Annotated in this window: 14 protein-coding genes; 7 read left to right on the top strand and 7 right to left on the bottom strand. The window is 64.0% G+C overall.

Going from position 1 to position 16,257, the window contains the following annotated elements; translation table 11 throughout:
- Window positions 1-55 precede the first annotated feature (55 nt).
- The 6 genes from JG739_RS00620 (at window position 56) to JG739_RS00595 (ending at window position 6,923) form a co-directional block, all read left to right on the top strand.
- Window positions 56-982 (top strand): LysR substrate-binding domain-containing protein, encoded by a 927-nt coding sequence (locus JG739_RS00620; RefSeq protein WP_202364798.1) that lies wholly within the window; start codon window positions 56-58, stop codon window positions 980-982.
- A gap of 126 nt (window positions 983-1,108) precedes the next feature.
- Entirely contained in the window at window positions 1,109-2,260 is a 1,152-nt protein-coding gene (locus tag JG739_RS00615; RefSeq protein WP_202364797.1) for an ABC transporter substrate-binding protein, read from the top strand.
- Window positions 2,261-2,473: 213 nt separating this feature from the next.
- On the top strand, window positions 2,474-3,472 hold the full coding sequence (locus tag JG739_RS00610; RefSeq protein WP_202364796.1) for an ABC transporter ATP-binding protein: 999 nt from the start codon (window positions 2,474-2,476) through the stop codon (window positions 3,470-3,472).
- 223 nt (window positions 3,473-3,695) lie between these two features.
- On the top strand, window positions 3,696-4,661 hold the full coding sequence (locus tag JG739_RS00605; RefSeq protein WP_202364795.1) for an ABC transporter permease: 966 nt from the start codon (window positions 3,696-3,698) through the stop codon (window positions 4,659-4,661).
- Entirely contained in the window at window positions 4,651-5,466 is an 816-nt protein-coding gene (locus JG739_RS00600; RefSeq protein WP_202364794.1) for an ABC transporter permease, read from the top strand. Before JG739_RS00605 ends, JG739_RS00600 begins: the two co-directional genes overlap by 11 nt.
- 29 nt (window positions 5,467-5,495) lie before the next feature.
- Complete coding sequence (locus JG739_RS00595) at window positions 5,496-6,923, top strand: gamma-aminobutyraldehyde dehydrogenase (protein ID WP_202364793.1); 1,428 nt, start codon at window positions 5,496-5,498, stop codon at window positions 6,921-6,923.
- Between the two features lie 15 nt (window positions 6,924-6,938).
- Here the strand turns inward: JG739_RS00595 and JG739_RS00590 are convergent, their stop codons facing one another.
- From JG739_RS00590 to JG739_RS00560, 7 genes are all read right to left on the bottom strand, one after another.
- Window positions 6,939-7,286, bottom strand: a complete 348-nt coding sequence (locus JG739_RS00590) for a formate dehydrogenase subunit delta (RefSeq protein ID WP_202364792.1) — start codon at window positions 7,284-7,286, stop codon at window positions 6,939-6,941.
- Entirely contained in the window at window positions 7,276-8,103 is an 828-nt protein-coding gene (gene fdhD, locus JG739_RS00585; RefSeq protein WP_202367282.1) for a formate dehydrogenase accessory sulfurtransferase FdhD, read from the bottom strand. The genes JG739_RS00590 and fdhD overlap by 11 nt, the downstream gene beginning before the upstream one ends.
- Window positions 8,104-8,380: 277 nt before the next feature.
- Entirely contained in the window at window positions 8,381-11,257 is a 2,877-nt protein-coding gene (gene fdhF, locus JG739_RS00580) for a formate dehydrogenase subunit alpha (RefSeq protein WP_202364791.1), read from the bottom strand.
- 10 nt (window positions 11,258-11,267) lie between these two features.
- Window positions 11,268-12,824 carry a formate dehydrogenase beta subunit gene (locus tag JG739_RS00575; RefSeq protein ID WP_202364790.1) on the bottom strand — a complete coding sequence of 519 codons (1,557 nt, stop codon included), beginning with the start codon at window positions 12,822-12,824 and terminating at the stop codon, window positions 11,268-11,270.
- On the bottom strand, window positions 12,821-13,300 hold the full coding sequence (locus tag JG739_RS00570; RefSeq protein ID WP_202364789.1) for a formate dehydrogenase subunit gamma: 480 nt from the start codon (window positions 13,298-13,300) through the stop codon (window positions 12,821-12,823). Before JG739_RS00570 ends, JG739_RS00575 begins: the two co-directional genes overlap by 4 nt.
- Before the next feature lie 131 nt (window positions 13,301-13,431).
- A complete protein-coding gene (locus tag JG739_RS00565) occupies window positions 13,432-14,331 on the bottom strand; it encodes a LysR family transcriptional regulator (RefSeq protein WP_202364788.1) in 900 nt (299 codons plus the stop codon).
- A gap of 98 nt (window positions 14,332-14,429) precedes the next feature.
- Window positions 14,430-14,807, bottom strand: coding sequence for a VOC family protein (locus JG739_RS00560; RefSeq protein ID WP_202364787.1), 378 nt, complete (start codon window positions 14,805-14,807; stop codon window positions 14,430-14,432).
- Window positions 14,808-15,046: 239 nt separating this feature from the next.
- Here JG739_RS00560 and JG739_RS00555 point away from each other — a divergent pair, with 239 nt between their 5' ends.
- Window positions 15,047-16,252 (top strand): Mrp/NBP35 family ATP-binding protein, encoded by a 1,206-nt coding sequence (locus tag JG739_RS00555; protein ID WP_202364786.1) that lies wholly within the window; start codon window positions 15,047-15,049, stop codon window positions 16,250-16,252.
- Window positions 16,253-16,257: the final 5 nt, after the last annotated feature.

The raw sequence follows: 16,257 nt of genomic DNA, 5'->3' as shown, positions 1-16,257 counted from the left end.
AAGTGTTGTAGGTCACCCACTTCCCAGCGCCGCCTCGGCCGTGTTTAGTCCGGCGATGGCCTTCACCATCCGCCAATTGCAGTTCTTCATCGCCGTCGCCGAGCAAGGCACAGTGTCAGGCGCCGCCCAAAACCTGTCGATCTCGCAATCGTCGGTCACCGAGGCGATCAAGGAACTCGAAGGCGATCTCGGCGTCGAACTGTTCGAGCGCCATCCGCGCGGCCTCAACATCACCCACAAGGGCCACCAGTTCCTGCGCCACGCGACAAAGATCCTTGCCGATGTTTCCGATGCGCGCCGCGCCTTCTCCGGCGAGCAAGCGGCGGCTGGCGGCCGGCTGCAACTCGGCGTCACCTCGCTGGTCGCCGGCTATGTGCTGTCCGACCTCCTCGCCCGCTATCGCCGCGCCTATCCGGGCGTCGAGATCTCGGCCATCGAGGACAATGGCGACTACCTCGAACATCTGCTGATCGGCGGCAAGCTCGACATCGCCGTCATGGTCACCTCGAACCTGCGCGACCGCACCGCCCTGCAATCGGAAATTCTCGAAGTCTCACCCTATCGGCTATGGCTGCCGCTTGGCCATCCGCTGGCCGGCGCCGACATCATCGGTATTGGCGATATCGCCTCTGAGCCGCTGATCATGCTGACCGTCGACGAGATCGAAGAGAATACCGGAAAACTGCTGGCGGCGATCGCCGCAAAGCCGCATGTCGCCTTCCGCACCCGCTCGGTCGAAGCGGTGCGCAGCCTCGTCGCCACCGGCGCCGGCGTGGCGCTGCTGCCGGACCTCGTCTACCGGCCATGGTCGCTGGAAGGCGACCGCATCGAATCGCGCGATATTTCGGGCTCGTTGCCGGTTGTCCAGGTCGGCACGGTCTGGCGGCGCGGCTCCGGCCTGCCGCAGGCCGCGCGCGACTTCATCGGGCTTGCCCAGTCGCAGCGCATGGTTCGTCAGCGGCCGGACAAGAACGGCCGCTGATCTATCGGAAAAACCGATATCGCCTTTCTGACAAATGGATTTGCGAAACCGGAAATTTCACAGCACTTTGACAATCAGGGACCAAAGCCGCCGCGAGAGTGCGGCCCCTCAGATGGGAGATCGACGATGAACTCATTCCTGAAGTCGTGCACTGCATTGACGGTCGCGCTGGCCTTCTCCGGCCAGGCGATCGCCCAGGTTAAGGAACTCGGCAAGGGCGAAGGCCAGGTCAACATTGTCGCCTGGCCCGGCTACATCGAACGCGGCGAAACCGACAAGAACTATGATTGGGTCACGTCTTTCGAGAAGAACACAGGCTGCAAGGTCAATATCAAGACCGCCAACACCTCCGACGAGATGGTCGCGCTGATGAACGAGGGCGGCTTCGACCTCGTTACCGCCTCGGGCGACGCTTCGCTGCGCCTCGTCGCCGGCAAGCGGGTCCAGCCGATCAACACCGATCTCATCCCGAGCTGGAACACGGTCGACGACCGGCTCAGGGATGCGCCGTGGTTCACGGTCGGCGGCGTCCACTATGGCGTTCCCTACCAGTGGGGACCGAATGTGCTGATGTACAACACCGAGGTGTTCAAGGAAGCGCCGAAGAGCTGGAACGTCGTCTTCGAGGAGATGTCCTTGCCCGACGGCAAGTCGAACAAGGGCCGCGTCCAGGCTTATGACGGGCCGATCCACATCGCCGATGCTGCCAACTATCTGATGTCTCACAAGCCGGAGCTCGGCATCAAGGATCCCTACGAGCTAACCGAAGATCAGTACAAGGCCGCCCTCGATCTGCTGCGCGTCCAGCGCACGCTGGTCGGACGCTACTGGCATGACGCCGCCATCCAGGTCGACGATTTCCAGAACGAAGGCGTCGTTGCCTCCGGTTCATGGCCCTATCAGGTCAACACGCTGGTTGCCGCCAAGAAGCCGGTCGCTTCGACCATTCCCCAGGAAGGCGTCACCGGCTGGGCCGACACGACCATGCTGGCAGCCGACGCAGCCCACCCGAACTGCGCCTATATGTGGATGGAGCACTCGCTGTCGCCGAAAGTGCAGGGCGATGTCTCCGCCTGGTTCGGTTCGCTGCCGGTGGTGCCGGCTGCCTGCAAGGGCAACGAATTGCTCGGCGACGAAGGCTGCAAGACCAACGGCTACGACAATTTCGAAAAGATCAAGTTCTGGAAGACGCCGGTGTCGAAATGCGCCACCCAGGACCAGTGCGTGCCTTACTATCGCTGGGTGTCGGACTATATCGGCGTCATCGGCGGACGGTGAGTTCCCTTACCCTCCCCCTTGTGGGGAGGGTCGACGCGCAGCGTCGGGGTGGGAGGTACTCGGCAGTTCCTGCCAAATGACCCCACCCGCGGCTTCGCCGCGACCTCCCCACAAGGGGGAGGTAGGGCGCCACGCAGGCCGCTGGCCCCGCCCGCTATCCGTGGCGGTGCCGGCGATGTCACCACATCGAACCGGCAACAAGACTGACAGCCCATGACATCAGCCGTTTCCTTCCAAAAAGTCTCGCGCCATTTCGGCAGCGTGCGCGCCGTCGACATGGTCGATCTCGAGATCGTGCCGGGCGAGTTCTTCGCCATGCTTGGACCTTCGGGTTCCGGCAAGACGACCTGCCTGCGGCTGATCGCCGGCTTCGAGCAGCCGACATCGGGCTCGATCTCCATTTTCGGCGAACGCGCCGAAGGCGTTCCGCCCTATCGCCGCAACGTCAACACCGTGTTTCAGGACTACGCGCTGTTTCCGCATCTCAACGTGATCGACAACGTCGCCTACGGGCTGATGGTCAAGGGCGTCGGCAAGCTGGAGCGGCGGAAGGCGGCGGAGGAAGCATTGTCGCTGGTCCGGCTTCCCGGCTACGGCGCCCGCCGCCCGAGCCAGCTTTCCGGCGGCCAGCGCCAGCGCGTCGCGCTCGCCCGCGCGCTGGTCAACCAGCCGAAGGTGCTTCTGCTCGACGAGCCGCTTGGCGCGCTCGACCTCAAGCTGCGCGAGAACATACAGGAGGAGCTCAAGTCGCTGCAGAAGGCGCTCGGCATCACCTTCGTCTTCGTCACCCACGACCAGGGCGAGGCCCTTTCGATGGCCGACCGCGTCGCCGTCTTCAACGACGGCAAGGTCATGCAGATCGGCACGCCGGAGGACATCTACCAGCGGCCGAAGACGCGCTTCGTCGCCGATTTCGTCGGCTCGTCCAATGTGCTGCCGCCGGATTTTGTCCAGCGCTATTCCGGCCAGCATCGCTGGGGCAGCCTGCGCCCTGAGTCCATTCGCATCGGCCGTGCCGCCAAGGGCGACGGCGTTGCCGCTCGTCTCGTCTCGACCAATTATCTCGGCGCCACGACCAGACTGGCGCTCGATGCCGACGGGTTGAGATTGCATGCGATCGTGCCGGCCGGTGCGACATTGCCCAGGGAAGGCGAGGCGCTCGTGCTCACCTTCAACCGCGAGCATTTGCATCTGATGGACGAGCCGGGATGATGAAGGTTTGCGCGGTGCACCCCCCTCTGTCCTGCCGGACATCTCCCCCTCAAGGGGGGAGATTGGCAGTTTCTCGGTCTCGTCAACTCTGCCACGCTGAAGATTGGCGAAACCGGAAGGGACAGCCAATCTCCCCCCTAGAGGGGGAGATGTCCGGCAGGACAGAGGGGGGCGCGAAGGATCGCGGCCTCTCATATATCCTCGGCCAAGACAGAGCGGCGTCATGACACTCGCCTCACTCGACTCCAATCCCGCCCCAGCCGTGCTCCCCGGCACCGGAGGCATGCTTGGCGCCCTCTCCGATCTGTTCTGGCGCAAGCCAAAACTGCTGCTGCTGTTGATGCTGCTGCCGCCGGTGCTGTGGCTCGGCATCGTCTATGTCGGCTCGCTGTTCGCGCTGCTCCTGCAGAGTTTTTTCTCGATCGACGAATTCTCCGGCCTCATCAACCGGCAGTTCACGTTGAAGACCTATGGCGACCTGCTGCAGGCCGCCAATCTCGACATCATCCTGCGCACGGTGACGATGGCGGCCCTGGTCACGTTCGCCTCGGCGATCATCGCCTTTCCCATCGCCTATTACGCGGCGCGCTATGCGCGCGGTCGCTGGAAGGCGCTGTTCTATCTCGGCGTGATGCTGCCGCTGTGGTCGAGCTATCTGGTCAAGATCTACGCCTGGAAGCTCATTCTCGCCAAGGAAGGCATTCTCACCTGGCTGCTCGCCAAGCTGCATCTGCTATGGCTGCTCGATGGCTGGCTGTCACTGCCGGTCGTCGGCGGCAACTCGCTCTCGGTATCGTCCACCGGCACCTTCATCGTCTTCGTCTACGTCTGGCTGCCGTTCATGATCCTGCCGGTGCAGGCGGCGCTCGAGCGCGTGCCGGGCAATCTGGTCGAGGCCTCGTCCGATCTCGGCGCCTCGCCCGGCCAGACCTTCCGCAACGTGCTGTTCCCGCTGGCGCTGCCGGGCATCGTCGCCGGCTCGATCTTCACCTTCTCGCTGACGCTCGGCGACTACATCATCCCGCAGATCATTGGCACCTCGCGGCTGTTCATCGGCCAGGCCGTCTATTCGCAGCAGGGCACCGCCGGCAACATCCCGCTCGCCGCCGCCTTCACCGTGGTGCCGATCGTCATCATGGGTTTCTACCTCTGGGGCGCCAAGCGCATGGGGGCCTTCGATGCGCTCTGATGGTTCACCGTCCGCTCCTCTCGGCCTGAAGATCGCCGCCGCTGGCGGCCTGCTGTTCCTGCATCTGCCGATCTTCCTGATCTTCATCTATGCCTTTACGACCGAGGAAAGGAGCTTCGTCTGGCCGCCGCCGGGGCTGACCACGCAATGGTTCGCCGTCACCTGGAACCGCCCGGACGTGTGGCAAGCGCTGTCGCTGTCGGTCCGCGTCGCCGCTATCTCAACACTCGTCGCCCTGGTCCTCGGCACGCTCTGCGCGGCCGCCGTTTCGCGAACCCGGTTCTTTGGCCGCGAAACCATCTCGCTGCTGGTCATCCTGCCGATCGCGCTGCCCGGCATCATCACCGGCATCGCGCTGCGTTCGGCCTTTTCGCTGGCCGAGATTCCGTTCTCGTTCTGGACGATCGTGCTCGGCCACGCCACCTTCTGCGTCGTCGTCGTCTACAACAACGCCGTCGCCCGCTTTCGCCGCACCTCCGGCTCGATGATCGAGGCGTCGATGGACCTCGGCGCCGACGGCTTCCAGACGTTTCGCCATGTCGTGCTGCCCAACATCGCCACCGCGCTGCTTGCCGGCGGCATGCTCGCTTTCGCGCTGTCGTTCGACGAGGTCATCGTCACCACCTTCACCGCCGGCCAGCAGCAGACGCTGCCGATCTGGATGCTGGAAGAGCTGATCCGTCCGCGCCAGCGCCCGGTCACCAACGTCGTGGCCATGGTCGTCGTGCTGCTGACGCTGCTGCCCATCCTCGTCGCCTATTACCTGACCCGCGACGGCGACCAGATCGCCGGTTCGGGCAAATGACGTCAAGAATCCATAAGGGAGAGACTGCCATGGACACAAAGATGCTGATCGGCTCTAAATTCGAGAAGGGCACCGAGACCGAGGAGCCGATCCTCAATCCAAAGACCGGGGCGACTATCCTCAACCTGCCTGAAGCCAGCCAGGCGCAGATCGAGGCCGCGGTGCTGGCGGCGGAGAACGCCTTCGTCACCTGGTCGCGTACCACGCCGGCGCAGCGCTCCGTCTATCTCCTGAAGATCGCCGATCGCATCGAGGCCGCGGCACAAGATTTCGCTGCCCTTGAGGCACTCAATTGCGGCAAGCCGATCAATGCCGTGCTCAACGACGAAATCCCGGCGATCGTCGACTGCTACCGTTTCTTTGCCGGCGCTGTCCGCTCGATGCCCGGCCAGGTCGCCGGTGAATACATCCCCGGCCACACTTCGATGGTCCGCCGCGATGCCATCGGCGTCGTCGCCTCGATCGCGCCGTGGAACTATCCGCTGATGATGATGGCCTGGAAGCTGGCGCCAGCGATTGCCGGCGGCAATACGGTCGTCTTCAAGCCGTCCGAGCAGACGCCGCTGACGGCGCTGAAGCTGGCAAAAATCCTTGCCGAGATCCTGCCCGAGGGCGTCGTCAACGTCGTGCTCGGCAAAGGCGACAGTGTCGGCAACACGCTGATCAACCACCCGAAAATCAACATGATCTCTATCACCGGCGATGTCGCCACCGGCAAGAAGGTGCTGCAGGCCGCTGCCAAGTCGGTCAAGCGCACGCATCTGGAGCTCGGCGGCAAGGCTCCGGTCATCGTCTTCGACGACGCCGATCTCGGCGCGGTGGTCAACGGCCTGCGCGCCTTCGGCTATTACAATGCCGGCCAGGACTGCACCGCCGCCTGCCGCATCTATGCCGGCAGGAAGATTTACGACAAGCTCGTCGCCGATCTTTCCTCTGCCGTCTCGACCATCAAGTACAACCGCCCCGACGACACCGAAAACGAGATCGGGCCGTTGATCTCACGCCGCCAGCGCGACCGCGTCTCGAGCTTCGTCGAGCGCGCCTCGGAGCTGAAGCATATCGAGATCACCACCGGCGGCAAGCCAGGCGAGGGCTCCGGCTTCTTCTACCAGCCGACCGTCGTCGCCGGCGCGCTGCAGGAAGACGAGATCGTGCGCCGCGAAGTGTTCGGGCCGGTAGTCTCCGTCACCCGCTTTTCCGAGGTCGACGAGGCGGTGAACTGGGCCAATGACAGCGACTATGGCCTTGCGTCCTCGGTGTGGACAAAGGATGTCTCGCGTGCCATGGCGACGGCCGCGCGGCTTCAGTACGGCTGCACCTGGATCAATACCCACTTCATGCTGACCAACGAGATGCCGCATGGCGGGCTGAAGCAGTCCGGCTACGGAAAGGACATGTCGCTCTATGCGCTGGAGGATTATACCGCGGTCCGCCATGTGATGGTGGCGCACGGGTAGCGCCTTCTGCGGGGCCTACTTCTGCGAAGCGGCGATCCCGGCATTCGATTCACTGGCTCCAGCGCCTTTGCCGCCTGGAGCGACGCGCCCGGCATCGGCGCCGAAGCCCGCTGCTTCCGCTGCGGCCGGTCGCTTGATCCTGGGCGCGGCTGCGATAACAAGCTCGTTGAAGCCTTCGCCACCTTTGTCCAGCATTTCGAACAACTGTCGCCGCATCCTCGGCTCCCAGAATTTGTTGATGTGCTCGGCGACGCCGGCAATGCCTTCCTGGCGCGGCTTGGAGTGAAAAAAGGCGGCAATCTGGTTGGCCATGCGGACCAGCTTTTCGCTGGTGCTCATGATGTGGCCTTCGTCATGTGACATGCTTGGCAACTCCGCAAGCCACCCGCTCTGGGTGGGTGAAAATATCGAAATCATCGCCGCGCACCAAAGCCACCAGCGTCATGCCGGCATCCCCGGCGGTGCGGATGGCAAGTGCCGTCGGCGCCGAAACGGCAATGATGAACGCAGCACCGATCGCCGCCGTCTTCTGCACCATTTCGACCGAGACGCGCGACGTCACCACGACGGCTCCCGAGGTGCCATCGATGCCGGCTTTGGCGAGCCCCCCGGCCAGCTTGTCGAGCGCATTGTGGCGGCCGACATCCTCGCGCGCCATGACGACGCCCTTGCCTGGGATATAAAAACCGGCGGCATGGACCGCACCGGTCTCGGCATGCAGCGGCTGCGCTTTCGACAAAAGCCTGACCGAACTGACGATGTCGTCGGTGTCAAGCGTAAGTCTTGACGAACCGACCGCCTCGACCGAGCGCATCGCCTCCTCGATCGACTCGATGCCGCACAGCCCGCAGCCGACCGGACCGGCCAGCCGTCGGCGCCGCGCCGCGAAGCGCGTATTGGCCTGGTCCTTCAGCCTGATCTGGATGTCGATGCCGGCGCCGTGATCCTCAACCTCGATCGTCTCGATTTCCCGGCCGTCGGCGACAATTCCTTCGGTCAGCGAGAAGCCGAGCGCAAAATCCTCGAAATCGGCCGGACTTGCCATCATCACTGCGTGAGTGGTGCCGGCGAAGGAGAACGCCACCGGCGTCTCTTCCGGCACCATCCGGTTGGCGGCCGCACTGCCGCCGGCGCGGTGGGCGAGGCGGGAGATCTGGGTGGTACCGCAACGTTTGGGCATCACGCGGCACCCCCCTCTGGCCTGCCGGCCATTTTACTTAGGAAGCGTCGAAGGTTTCTTGCTCCAATTGGCAGTTGCTCCCCCAGGCCATCCCCCACTCCGTCGCTGCTTCGCAGCGCCACCTCTCCCCCCTCCGGAGGGAGAGGAAGGGAGCCTGGAGTTCGCGCGCTTTCCTCTCCCCCGTCGATCGGGGGAGAGGTGTCGAACGAAGCTCGACGGAGTGGGGGTCGACCAACCGTCAAGATTGAAGCGCTTTCGGTCGAATGCCTCGGCACGGTTACTCCGCTGCTTCCAAGGTCGCGATGCGACGGCTGTTGCGGGCCTGCTCGTCATAGTCGCGCTGCCATTCCGATGGCCCGTTGGACGCGCCGACCTGCACCGCCGTCACCTTGTATTCCGGACAGTTGGTCGCCCAGTCGGAGAAGTCGGTGGTGATGACGTTGGCCTGGGTGTCGGGGTGGTGGAACGTCGTATAGACCACGCCAGGCGACACCTTGTCGGTGATCAGCGCGCGCAGCGTCGTCTCGCCGGAGCGGCTGGTCAGGCGGACCCAGTCGCCGTCGCGCAGACCGCGGTTTTCGGCGTCATGCGGGTGGATCTCGAGCCGATCCTCGCTGTGCCACATGACATTGTCGGTGCGCCTGGTCTGCGCGCCGACGTTGTACTGCGACAGGATGCGGCCGGTTGTCAGCAGCAGCGGGAAGCGCGGTCCCGTCCTCTCGTCGGTCGCCACATATTCGGTGCGGATGAACTTGCCCTTGCCGCGCACGAAGCCGCTGGTATGCATGATCGGGGTGCCTTCCGGCGCCTGCTCGTTGCACGGCCACTGCACCGAGCCCATCTTTTCCAGATAATCGTAGGAGACCTTGGCGAAGCTCGGCGTCGTCCTGGCGATCTCATCCATGATTTCGGACGGATGCTGGTAATTCCAGGCAAGCCCCATCGCCTGCGCGAGCTTCTGCGTCACTTCCCAGTCGGCCAGCCCGTTCTTCGGCGCCATCACCTTGCGCACGCGGTTGATGCGGCGTTCGGCATTGGTGAAGGTGCCGTCCTTCTCGAGGAAAGACGAGCCGGGCAGGAAGACATGTGCGTAGTTGGCGGTCTCGTTGAGGAAGAGATCGTGCACGACGACGCATTCCATCGCCGCAAGGCCTGCGGCGACATGCTTGGTATCGGGATCGGACTGCAAAATGTCCTCGCCTTGCACATAGAGGCCCTTGAACGAGCCGTCGACAGCGGCGTCCAGCATGTTGGGGATGCGCAGGCCGGGCTCGTCGTCGAGCTTGACGCCCCACAGGCTCTCATAGATGTCGCGCACCGCATCGCCGGAGACGTGGCGATAGCCGGGCAGCTCGTGCGGGAACGAGCCCATGTCGCAGGAGCCCTGGACATTGTTCTGGCCGCGCAGCGGGTTCACGCCGACGCCCGGCCGGCCGATATTGCCGGTCGCCATGGCGAGATTGGCGATGGCGATGACGGTCGTCGAGCCCTGGCTGTGCTCGGTCACGCCGAGGCCGTAATAGATCGCGCCATTGCCGCCGGTGGCAAACAGCCGTGCGGCGCTGCGGATCGCTTCAGGATCGACATTGGCAAGCTGGCCGACCACCTCAGGGCTGTTTTCCGGCAGCGCCACGAATGACGCCCAATCCTGGAACTCGTCCCAGTCGCAGCGCTCGCGGATGAAGGCTTCGTCGAACAGGCGTTCGGTGACGATGACATGGGCAAGCGCGGTGACCACGGCGACATTGGTGCCCGGCTTCAGCGGCAGATGATGCTGCGCCTCGATGTGTGCCGAGCGCACGATGTCGGTGCGGCGCGGGTCGAGCACGATCAGCCTGGCGCCCTTGCGCAACCGCTTCTTCATGCGCGACGCAAACACCGGATGTGCGTCGGTCGGATTGGCGCCGATGATCATCACCACGTCGGTCTGCTCGATCGAATCGAAATCCTGCGTGCCGGCCGAAGTGCCGAAAGTCTGGCCAAGCCCATAGCCGGTCGGCGAATGACAGACGCGGGCGCAGGTATCGACATTGTTGTTGCGGAAACCCTGGCGGATCAGCTTCTGCACCAGATAGGTTTCCTCATTCGTGCAGCGCGACGAGGTGATTCCGCCGATCGAAGTGCGGCCATACTGGTACTGGATTCGGCGGAACTCGTTGGCGGTGTAGGTCAGCGCTTCTTCCCACGACACCTCGCGCCATGGATCGGTGACCTTTTCACGGATCATCGGATTGAGGATGCGCTCCTTGTGGGTCGAGTAGCCGTAGGCAAAACGGCCCTTGACGCAGCTATGGCCACGGTTGGCCTTGCCGTCCTTGTAGGGCACCATGCGCACCAGCTCGTCGCCGCGCATTTCGGCCTTGAACGAGCAGCCGACGCCGCAATAGGCGCAGGTGGTGACGACCGAATGCTCCGGTTGGCCGATCTTGATCACCGATTTCTCGGAGAGCGTCGCCGTCGGGCAAGCCTGCACGCAGGCGCCGCAGGACACGCACTCGCTGTCGATGAAGAGCTGGTGCATGCCGGGCGACACGCGGCTTTCGAAGCCGCGGCCCTCGATGGTCAGCGCGAAAGTGCCTTGCACCTCCTCGCAGGCGCGCACGCAGCGCGAGCAGACGATGCACTTCGACGGATCATAGGTGAAGTACGGGTTGGACTCGTCCTTCGCCATCCATTTGAAGTTTTCTGCGCCGTCGTTCTTCTTGAAAACGTGGTTGTCGCCCTCATAACCGTAGCGCACATCGCGCAGGCCAACGACGCCCGCCTGCGTCTGCAATTCGCAGTCGCCATTGGCCGCACAGGTCAGGCAGTCGAGCGGATGGTCGGAAATGTAGAGCTCCATCACGCCGCGGCGAATGTCCTTCAGCCGACCGGTCTGGGTGTGCACTACCATGCCCGGCGCCACCGGCGTCGTGCAGGAGGAGGGCGTGCCGCTGCGGCCGTCGATCTCGACCAGGCAGAGCCGGCAGGAGCCGAAGGCGTCGACCATGTCGGTGGCGCAGAGTTTTGGAATGGCAATGCCCGCCTCCATCGAGGCGCGCATGATCGATGTGCCTTCCGGCACGGTGACGGTGAAGCCATCGACCGTCAGCGTCACCTGCTTCTCGGATGTCGAGGCCGGCGTGCCGTAGTCGATTTCCTTAACGAGACCCATGACGAGACTCCTATTCTGCTGCTTCGGCGACTGGCGCCGGCTTGAAATCTTCGCGGAAGTGGTTGATTGCGCTCATCACCGGATAGGGTGTGAAGCCACCCAGCGCGCAGAGCGAACCGAACTTCATCGTATTGCAGAGGTCTGTCACCAGCTCGATCTGCTTTTCCGGCTCTATACCCCTGGCGATCTTGTCGATGGTCTCGACGCCGCGTGTCGAGCCGATGCGGCAGGGCGTGCACTTGCCGCAGCTCTCGACGGCGCAAAACTCCATGGCAAAGCGTGCCTGCTTCAACATGTCGGCGGTGTCGTCGAACACGGTGATGCCGGCATGGCCGATCAGCCCGTCCTTGGCGGCGAAGGCTTCGTAGTCGAACCGCGTGTCGAACAGGCTGCGCGGAAAATAAGCGCCGAGCGGCCCGCCGACCTGCACCGCCTTGACCGGCCGCCCAGTCGCCGTGCCGCCGCCGATGTCGTCGACGATCTCGCCAAGCGTCATGCCGAACGCGGCCTCGAACAGGCCGCCATGTCTGACATTGCCGGCGATCTGGATCGGAATGGTGCCGCGCGAGCGGCCCATGCCGAAATCCTTGTAGAAGGCAGCACCCTTGTCCATGATGATGGGCACCGAGGCCAGCGAAATGACGTTGTTGATCACCGTCGGCTTGCCGAACAGGCCCTGGATGGCCGGCAGTGGCGGCTTGGCGCGAACGACGCCGCGCTTGCCTTCGAGGCTGTTGAGCAGCGAGGTTTCCTCGCCGCAGACATAGGCGCCGGCGCCGACGCGGATCTCCATGTCGAAGGCATTGGGCGAGCCCAGCACGTTGAGACCGAGCAGGCCGGCCTTGCGGGCGATCTCGACCGCCTTTTGCATCATTGCCACCGCATACGGATATTCCGAGCGGATATAGACAAAGCCCTTGCGTGCGCCGGTGGCGATGCCGGCGATCGCCATGCCTTCGATCAGCACGAAGGGGTCGCCCTCCATGATCATGCGGTCGGCAAAGGTGGCGCTGTCGCCCTCGTCGGCATTGCAGACGATGTACTTTTTGTCGGCGGTCGTATCGAGCACCGTCTTCCATTTGATGCCGGTCGGGAAGCCGGCGCCACCGCGACCGCGCAGGCCGGACTCGGTCACCTGCTTGACGATGTCGGCCGGCGCCATAGCCACGGCGTTCTGCAGGCCCTTCAGCCCGCCATGCGCTCTGTAATGATCGAGCGACAGCGGATTGATGACGCCACAGCGCGCGAAGGTCAGCCTCGTCTGCCTGGCCAGGAACGGGATCTTGTCGGGCGCGCCCAGCCAGCGTTTGTGGTGACCGCCGGTAAGGAAGCCGCAGTCGAACAGGCTTTTGACCTCGGACGGCTTCACCGGCCCATAGGCGACGCGGCCATTGTCTGTCGCTACCTCGACCATCGGCTCGAGGAAATAGGCGCCGCGCGAACCGTTGCGCACGATCTTGGCCTCGATGCCGCGATCGGCCAGTTCCTTCTCAATCGCCTTGGCGACCTTTTCCGCGCCGAGCGCCAGCGCGCCGGAATCGCCGGGAATGTAAATGCGCGGGGTCATGAGCGCACCTCGGCAACGATCTCGTCGAGCTTTTCGTCATCGAGCCGGCCGATCACCTCGCCATCCAGCATCGCCGATGGCGCGCAGGCGCAAAGGCCGAGGCAATAGACCGGCTCCAGCGTCACCGAACCGTCGCGGGCCGTCTCATGGAAGCCGATGCCAAGCAATTGCTTGAGCTTGGCGGCAATCGCCTCCGAGCCCATCGACTGGCAGGCTTCAGCCTGGCAGAGCTTCAGCACATGCCGGCCGGCCGGGCGGCTGCGGTAATCGTGGTAGAAGGTGACGACGCCGTGCACCTCTGCCTTGGAGATGTTCAACGCCTCGGCGATGACAGGCAGCGCGTCGTGCGGCACATGGCCGAACTCTTCCTGGATGCCGTGCAGGATCGGCAACAGCGGGCCTTCGAGGCCCTTCAGCTCCTGGACGATCGCCGCCGTGCGCGACGCGATCTCGGTACTTGCAGGCTGCATGATCATGCAGCGCCCTCCCTGGTCGTAGTAATCCGCTAAGTGTTTAGGAAATCGAAGGAAACCCGCTAAATCAATAAAGCTGATCCGTTGCTCGATAGAAATCTTCTATCGATGCCGTCCAGCCTGCAATCTCTAGCTCAGTGGCGCGCGCGGAAATCGTCTGCCAGCGCCATCGCCTCGTCCAGCAGCGCCGAGACCAGCGGGGTGTGCGGCTCGCGCAGCGTCGCCACCAGCCCGACGGTGTGGCTGGCGTCCGGCTCGACGATCGGAATGGCCCGGATCGGCTCTGAAAAGCCGAATGTTTCCGAGAGGTTGAGCGGCATGATCGACGACCATTTGCCGGTGCGGATATGCGAGAACAGCACGATCATCGAATTGGATTCGAGTGTCGGCCGCACCTGCGTGCCGGCTTCGGCCAAATGCTGGTCGATGATGCGGCGGTTCTGCATGTCCGGCGTCAACAGGCAGAGCGGCAGCTGGCTGAGCTCCGCCCATGTCACTTTGTCGCGGTCGGAATAGGGGTTTCCGATCGCGGTGATCAGTTGATAGCGCTCGTCATAGAGCGGCACGCTGGTCACCCGCCCCAGCGGCTCGTTGTCGAGATAGGTGATGCCGGCGTCGATGTCGAAATTGCCGAGCAGCGACAGCACCTCGATCGAGGTGCGCGACAGCACCGAGAAGGTGACGCCGGGATGTCTTGCCCGGAAAGGTGTCGTCAGCCGCGCCACCATGGCCAGCGCCGTCGGGATGGCGGCGATGCGGATGCGCCCCGAAAGGCCGTGACGCGCCGCCCGCATCTCCTCGCGCATGGTGCGGGTATCGCCGACGATGCGGCGCGCCCACGCCAGCACCTGTTCTCCCTCCGGCGTCAGCCCCTGGAAGCGCGAGCCGCGCAGAACCAGCATCACGCCGAGCTGGCCCTCCAGCTGCTTGATGCCGGCCGAAAGCGTCGGCTGGGTGACGCCGCACACCTCCGCCGCCCGGCCGAAATGCTCCTCCCTGGCCAGCGCGATGAAGAATTCCAGCTTGTCGATCATGGGTAGACGCTATCCGCCCAAGTGAGGCTGCGCCAGATGCATGCTGTTTTTGCTTTGGCGAATCCTCATGCGGCCGAAAGCATCGCCGCCTTCCAGGCCTACCTGTCCACCAGGTTCAGGATATTGCCGTCGGGATCCTTGAACCATGCGACCTTCATGCCGTGACCGACATGGATGTCGCCTTCCAGCGTCAGGCCCGGCATATCGTAATGTTCGAAGACGACGCCCTTCGATTTCAGCGCCTTGACGGTGTTATCGATCTCATCGCCGACCATCCAGGTCACCGCCGTCGCCTTGTTGGTTCCGGCGAACTCCGAGCGATACACGTTGATGCTGGTGGCGCCGCATTTGTAGACGATCAGTTCGCCACCCTCATTGTGCACCTCTTTCAAGCCGAGCGTCCGTTCGTAGAAAGCCTTGGCCCTGGCCAGGTCCCTCACTGCGAGATTGGCCGTTGCGTTGCTGTTTGCGAGCATGATTGGTCTCCTTGCTTGCTGGCGAGCACGTCCGAAACCTGCAAAGATAGGGCTGCTTCGTCTTCCGGCGACCGCAGCTTGCGCTATCGGCGTGCCCTCTTCCCCAAGGACGTTTCGATCCCCGCAAATCCCTACGGCCAGACGCGAGTTTTTATGCCATGCCACCATGCCTGTGGCGCCGCCGCTTGGTTCTGTTCGGGAACTGCATTATCTCAAGCGCAAAAGCAGAGGAAAAGCAGATGTCCGCCGGCCAGGAAAACGTCACCAAGGAAATCGTCATCGAGCGCCTGAAGACGGTCAACGGACCGGACTTCACCGGCAACATCGTCGACCTCGGCATGGTCTCCGAGATTTTCATTGCCGATGCCAAGGTGTTCTTTTCGATCACGGTGCCGGCTGCCCGGGCCCAGGAGATGGAGCCGCTGCGTGCCGCCGCCGAGCGTGTCGTCAAGGCGATCCCGGGTGTCGCCGGCGCCGTGGTCGCGCTGACGGCGGAAAAGAAGGGTGGCGGCATGGAGGCTCCGGTCCCGCAAAGGCCTGCGCCCAGGCCCGCCCCAAGGCCCACACCCGCGGCCGCACCCGCTGCGGCGCCGCGTCCGGCCCCGCATGCTCCAGCCTCGCACGGTCAGGGCAAGCGCGGCGTGCCCGGCATCGAGGCGATCATCGCCGTCGCTTCCGGCAAGGGCGGCGTCGGCAAGTCGACCACTGCCGTCAACATCGCGCTTGGCCTCGCCGCCAATGGCTTGAGGGTCGGCGTGCTCGACGCCGACATCTACGGCCCGTCGATGCCGCGGCTGCTCAACATCCATGGCCGGCCGCAGACCGTCGACGGCAAGGTCCTGAAGCCGATGGAGAATTACGGCCTGAAGGTCATGTCGATGGGCTTCCTCGTCGATGAGGAGACGCCAATGATCTGGCGCGGGCCGATGGTGATGTCGGCGTTGACGCAAATGTTGCGCGAGGTCGAGTGGGGTCCGCTCGACGTGCTCGTCGTCGACATGCCGCCCGGCACCGGCGACGCGCAGCTGACCATGGCCCAGCAGGTGCCCCTGGCCGGCGCCGTCATCGTCTCGACGCCGCAGGATCTGGCCCTGATCGATGCGCGAAAAGGCCTCAACATGTTCAGGAAGGTCGACGTGCCGGTGTTGGGCATCGTCGAGAATATGAGCTATTTCCTCGCCCCCGACACCGGCAAGCGCTACGACATCTTCGGCCATGGCGGCGCGCGCCGCGAGGCCGAGCGTCTTGGCGTCTCCTTCCTCGGCGAAGTGCCGCTCGAAATCGGCATCCGCGAAAGCTCGGATGCCGGCACGCCGGTGGTGGTCTCGAAGCCCGACAGCGCCGAGGCCAAGATCTACCGCGATATCGCGGCGAACGTCTGGGGCAGGGTCAAAGAAGAACGCGGCGCGGCCGAAGCCGCCGTGCCGAGCATCGTGTTCGAGTGATCCCT

This window comes from Mesorhizobium sp. L-2-11 (genome assembly GCF_016756595.1).
Taxonomy (GTDB): Bacteria; Pseudomonadota; Alphaproteobacteria; order Rhizobiales; family Rhizobiaceae; genus Mesorhizobium.
The sequence above is the reverse complement of the archived record's forward strand: the minus strand, read 5'-3'. Positions and strand labels throughout refer to the sequence as shown.

Coding starts and splice junctions, on each gene's coding strand:
- JG739_RS00575 (WP_202364790.1), bottom strand. CDS start 12,824: ATGACCCCGCGCATTTACATTCCCGGCGATTCCGGCGCGCTGGCGCTC.
- JG739_RS00605 (WP_202364795.1), top strand. CDS start 3,696: ATGACACTCGCCTCACTCGACTCCAATCCCGCCCCAGCCGTGCTCCCC.
- JG739_RS00560 (WP_202364787.1), bottom strand. CDS start 14,807: ATGCTCGCAAACAGCAACGCAACGGCCAATCTCGCAGTGAGGGACCTG.
- JG739_RS00565 (WP_202364788.1), bottom strand. CDS start 14,331: ATGATCGACAAGCTGGAATTCTTCATCGCGCTGGCCAGGGAGGAGCAT.
- JG739_RS00555 (WP_202364786.1), top strand. CDS start 15,047: ATGTCCGCCGGCCAGGAAAACGTCACCAAGGAAATCGTCATCGAGCGC.
- fdhD (WP_202367282.1), bottom strand. CDS start 8,103: ATGCCCAAACGTTGCGGTACCACCCAGATCTCCCGCCTCGCCCACCGC.
- JG739_RS00610 (WP_202364796.1), top strand. CDS start 2,474: ATGACATCAGCCGTTTCCTTCCAAAAAGTCTCGCGCCATTTCGGCAGC.
- JG739_RS00595 (WP_202364793.1), top strand. CDS start 5,496: ATGGACACAAAGATGCTGATCGGCTCTAAATTCGAGAAGGGCACCGAG.
- fdhF (WP_202364791.1), bottom strand. CDS start 11,257: ATGGGTCTCGTTAAGGAAATCGACTACGGCACGCCGGCCTCGACATCC.
- JG739_RS00570 (WP_202364789.1), bottom strand. CDS start 13,300: ATGATCATGCAGCCTGCAAGTACCGAGATCGCGTCGCGCACGGCGGCG.
- JG739_RS00600 (WP_202364794.1), top strand. CDS start 4,651: ATGCGCTCTGATGGTTCACCGTCCGCTCCTCTCGGCCTGAAGATCGCC.
- JG739_RS00590 (WP_202364792.1), bottom strand. CDS start 7,286: ATGTCACATGACGAAGGCCACATCATGAGCACCAGCGAAAAGCTGGTC.
- JG739_RS00620 (WP_202364798.1), top strand. CDS start 56: ATGGCCTTCACCATCCGCCAATTGCAGTTCTTCATCGCCGTCGCCGAG.
- JG739_RS00615 (WP_202364797.1), top strand. CDS start 1,109: ATGAACTCATTCCTGAAGTCGTGCACTGCATTGACGGTCGCGCTGGCC.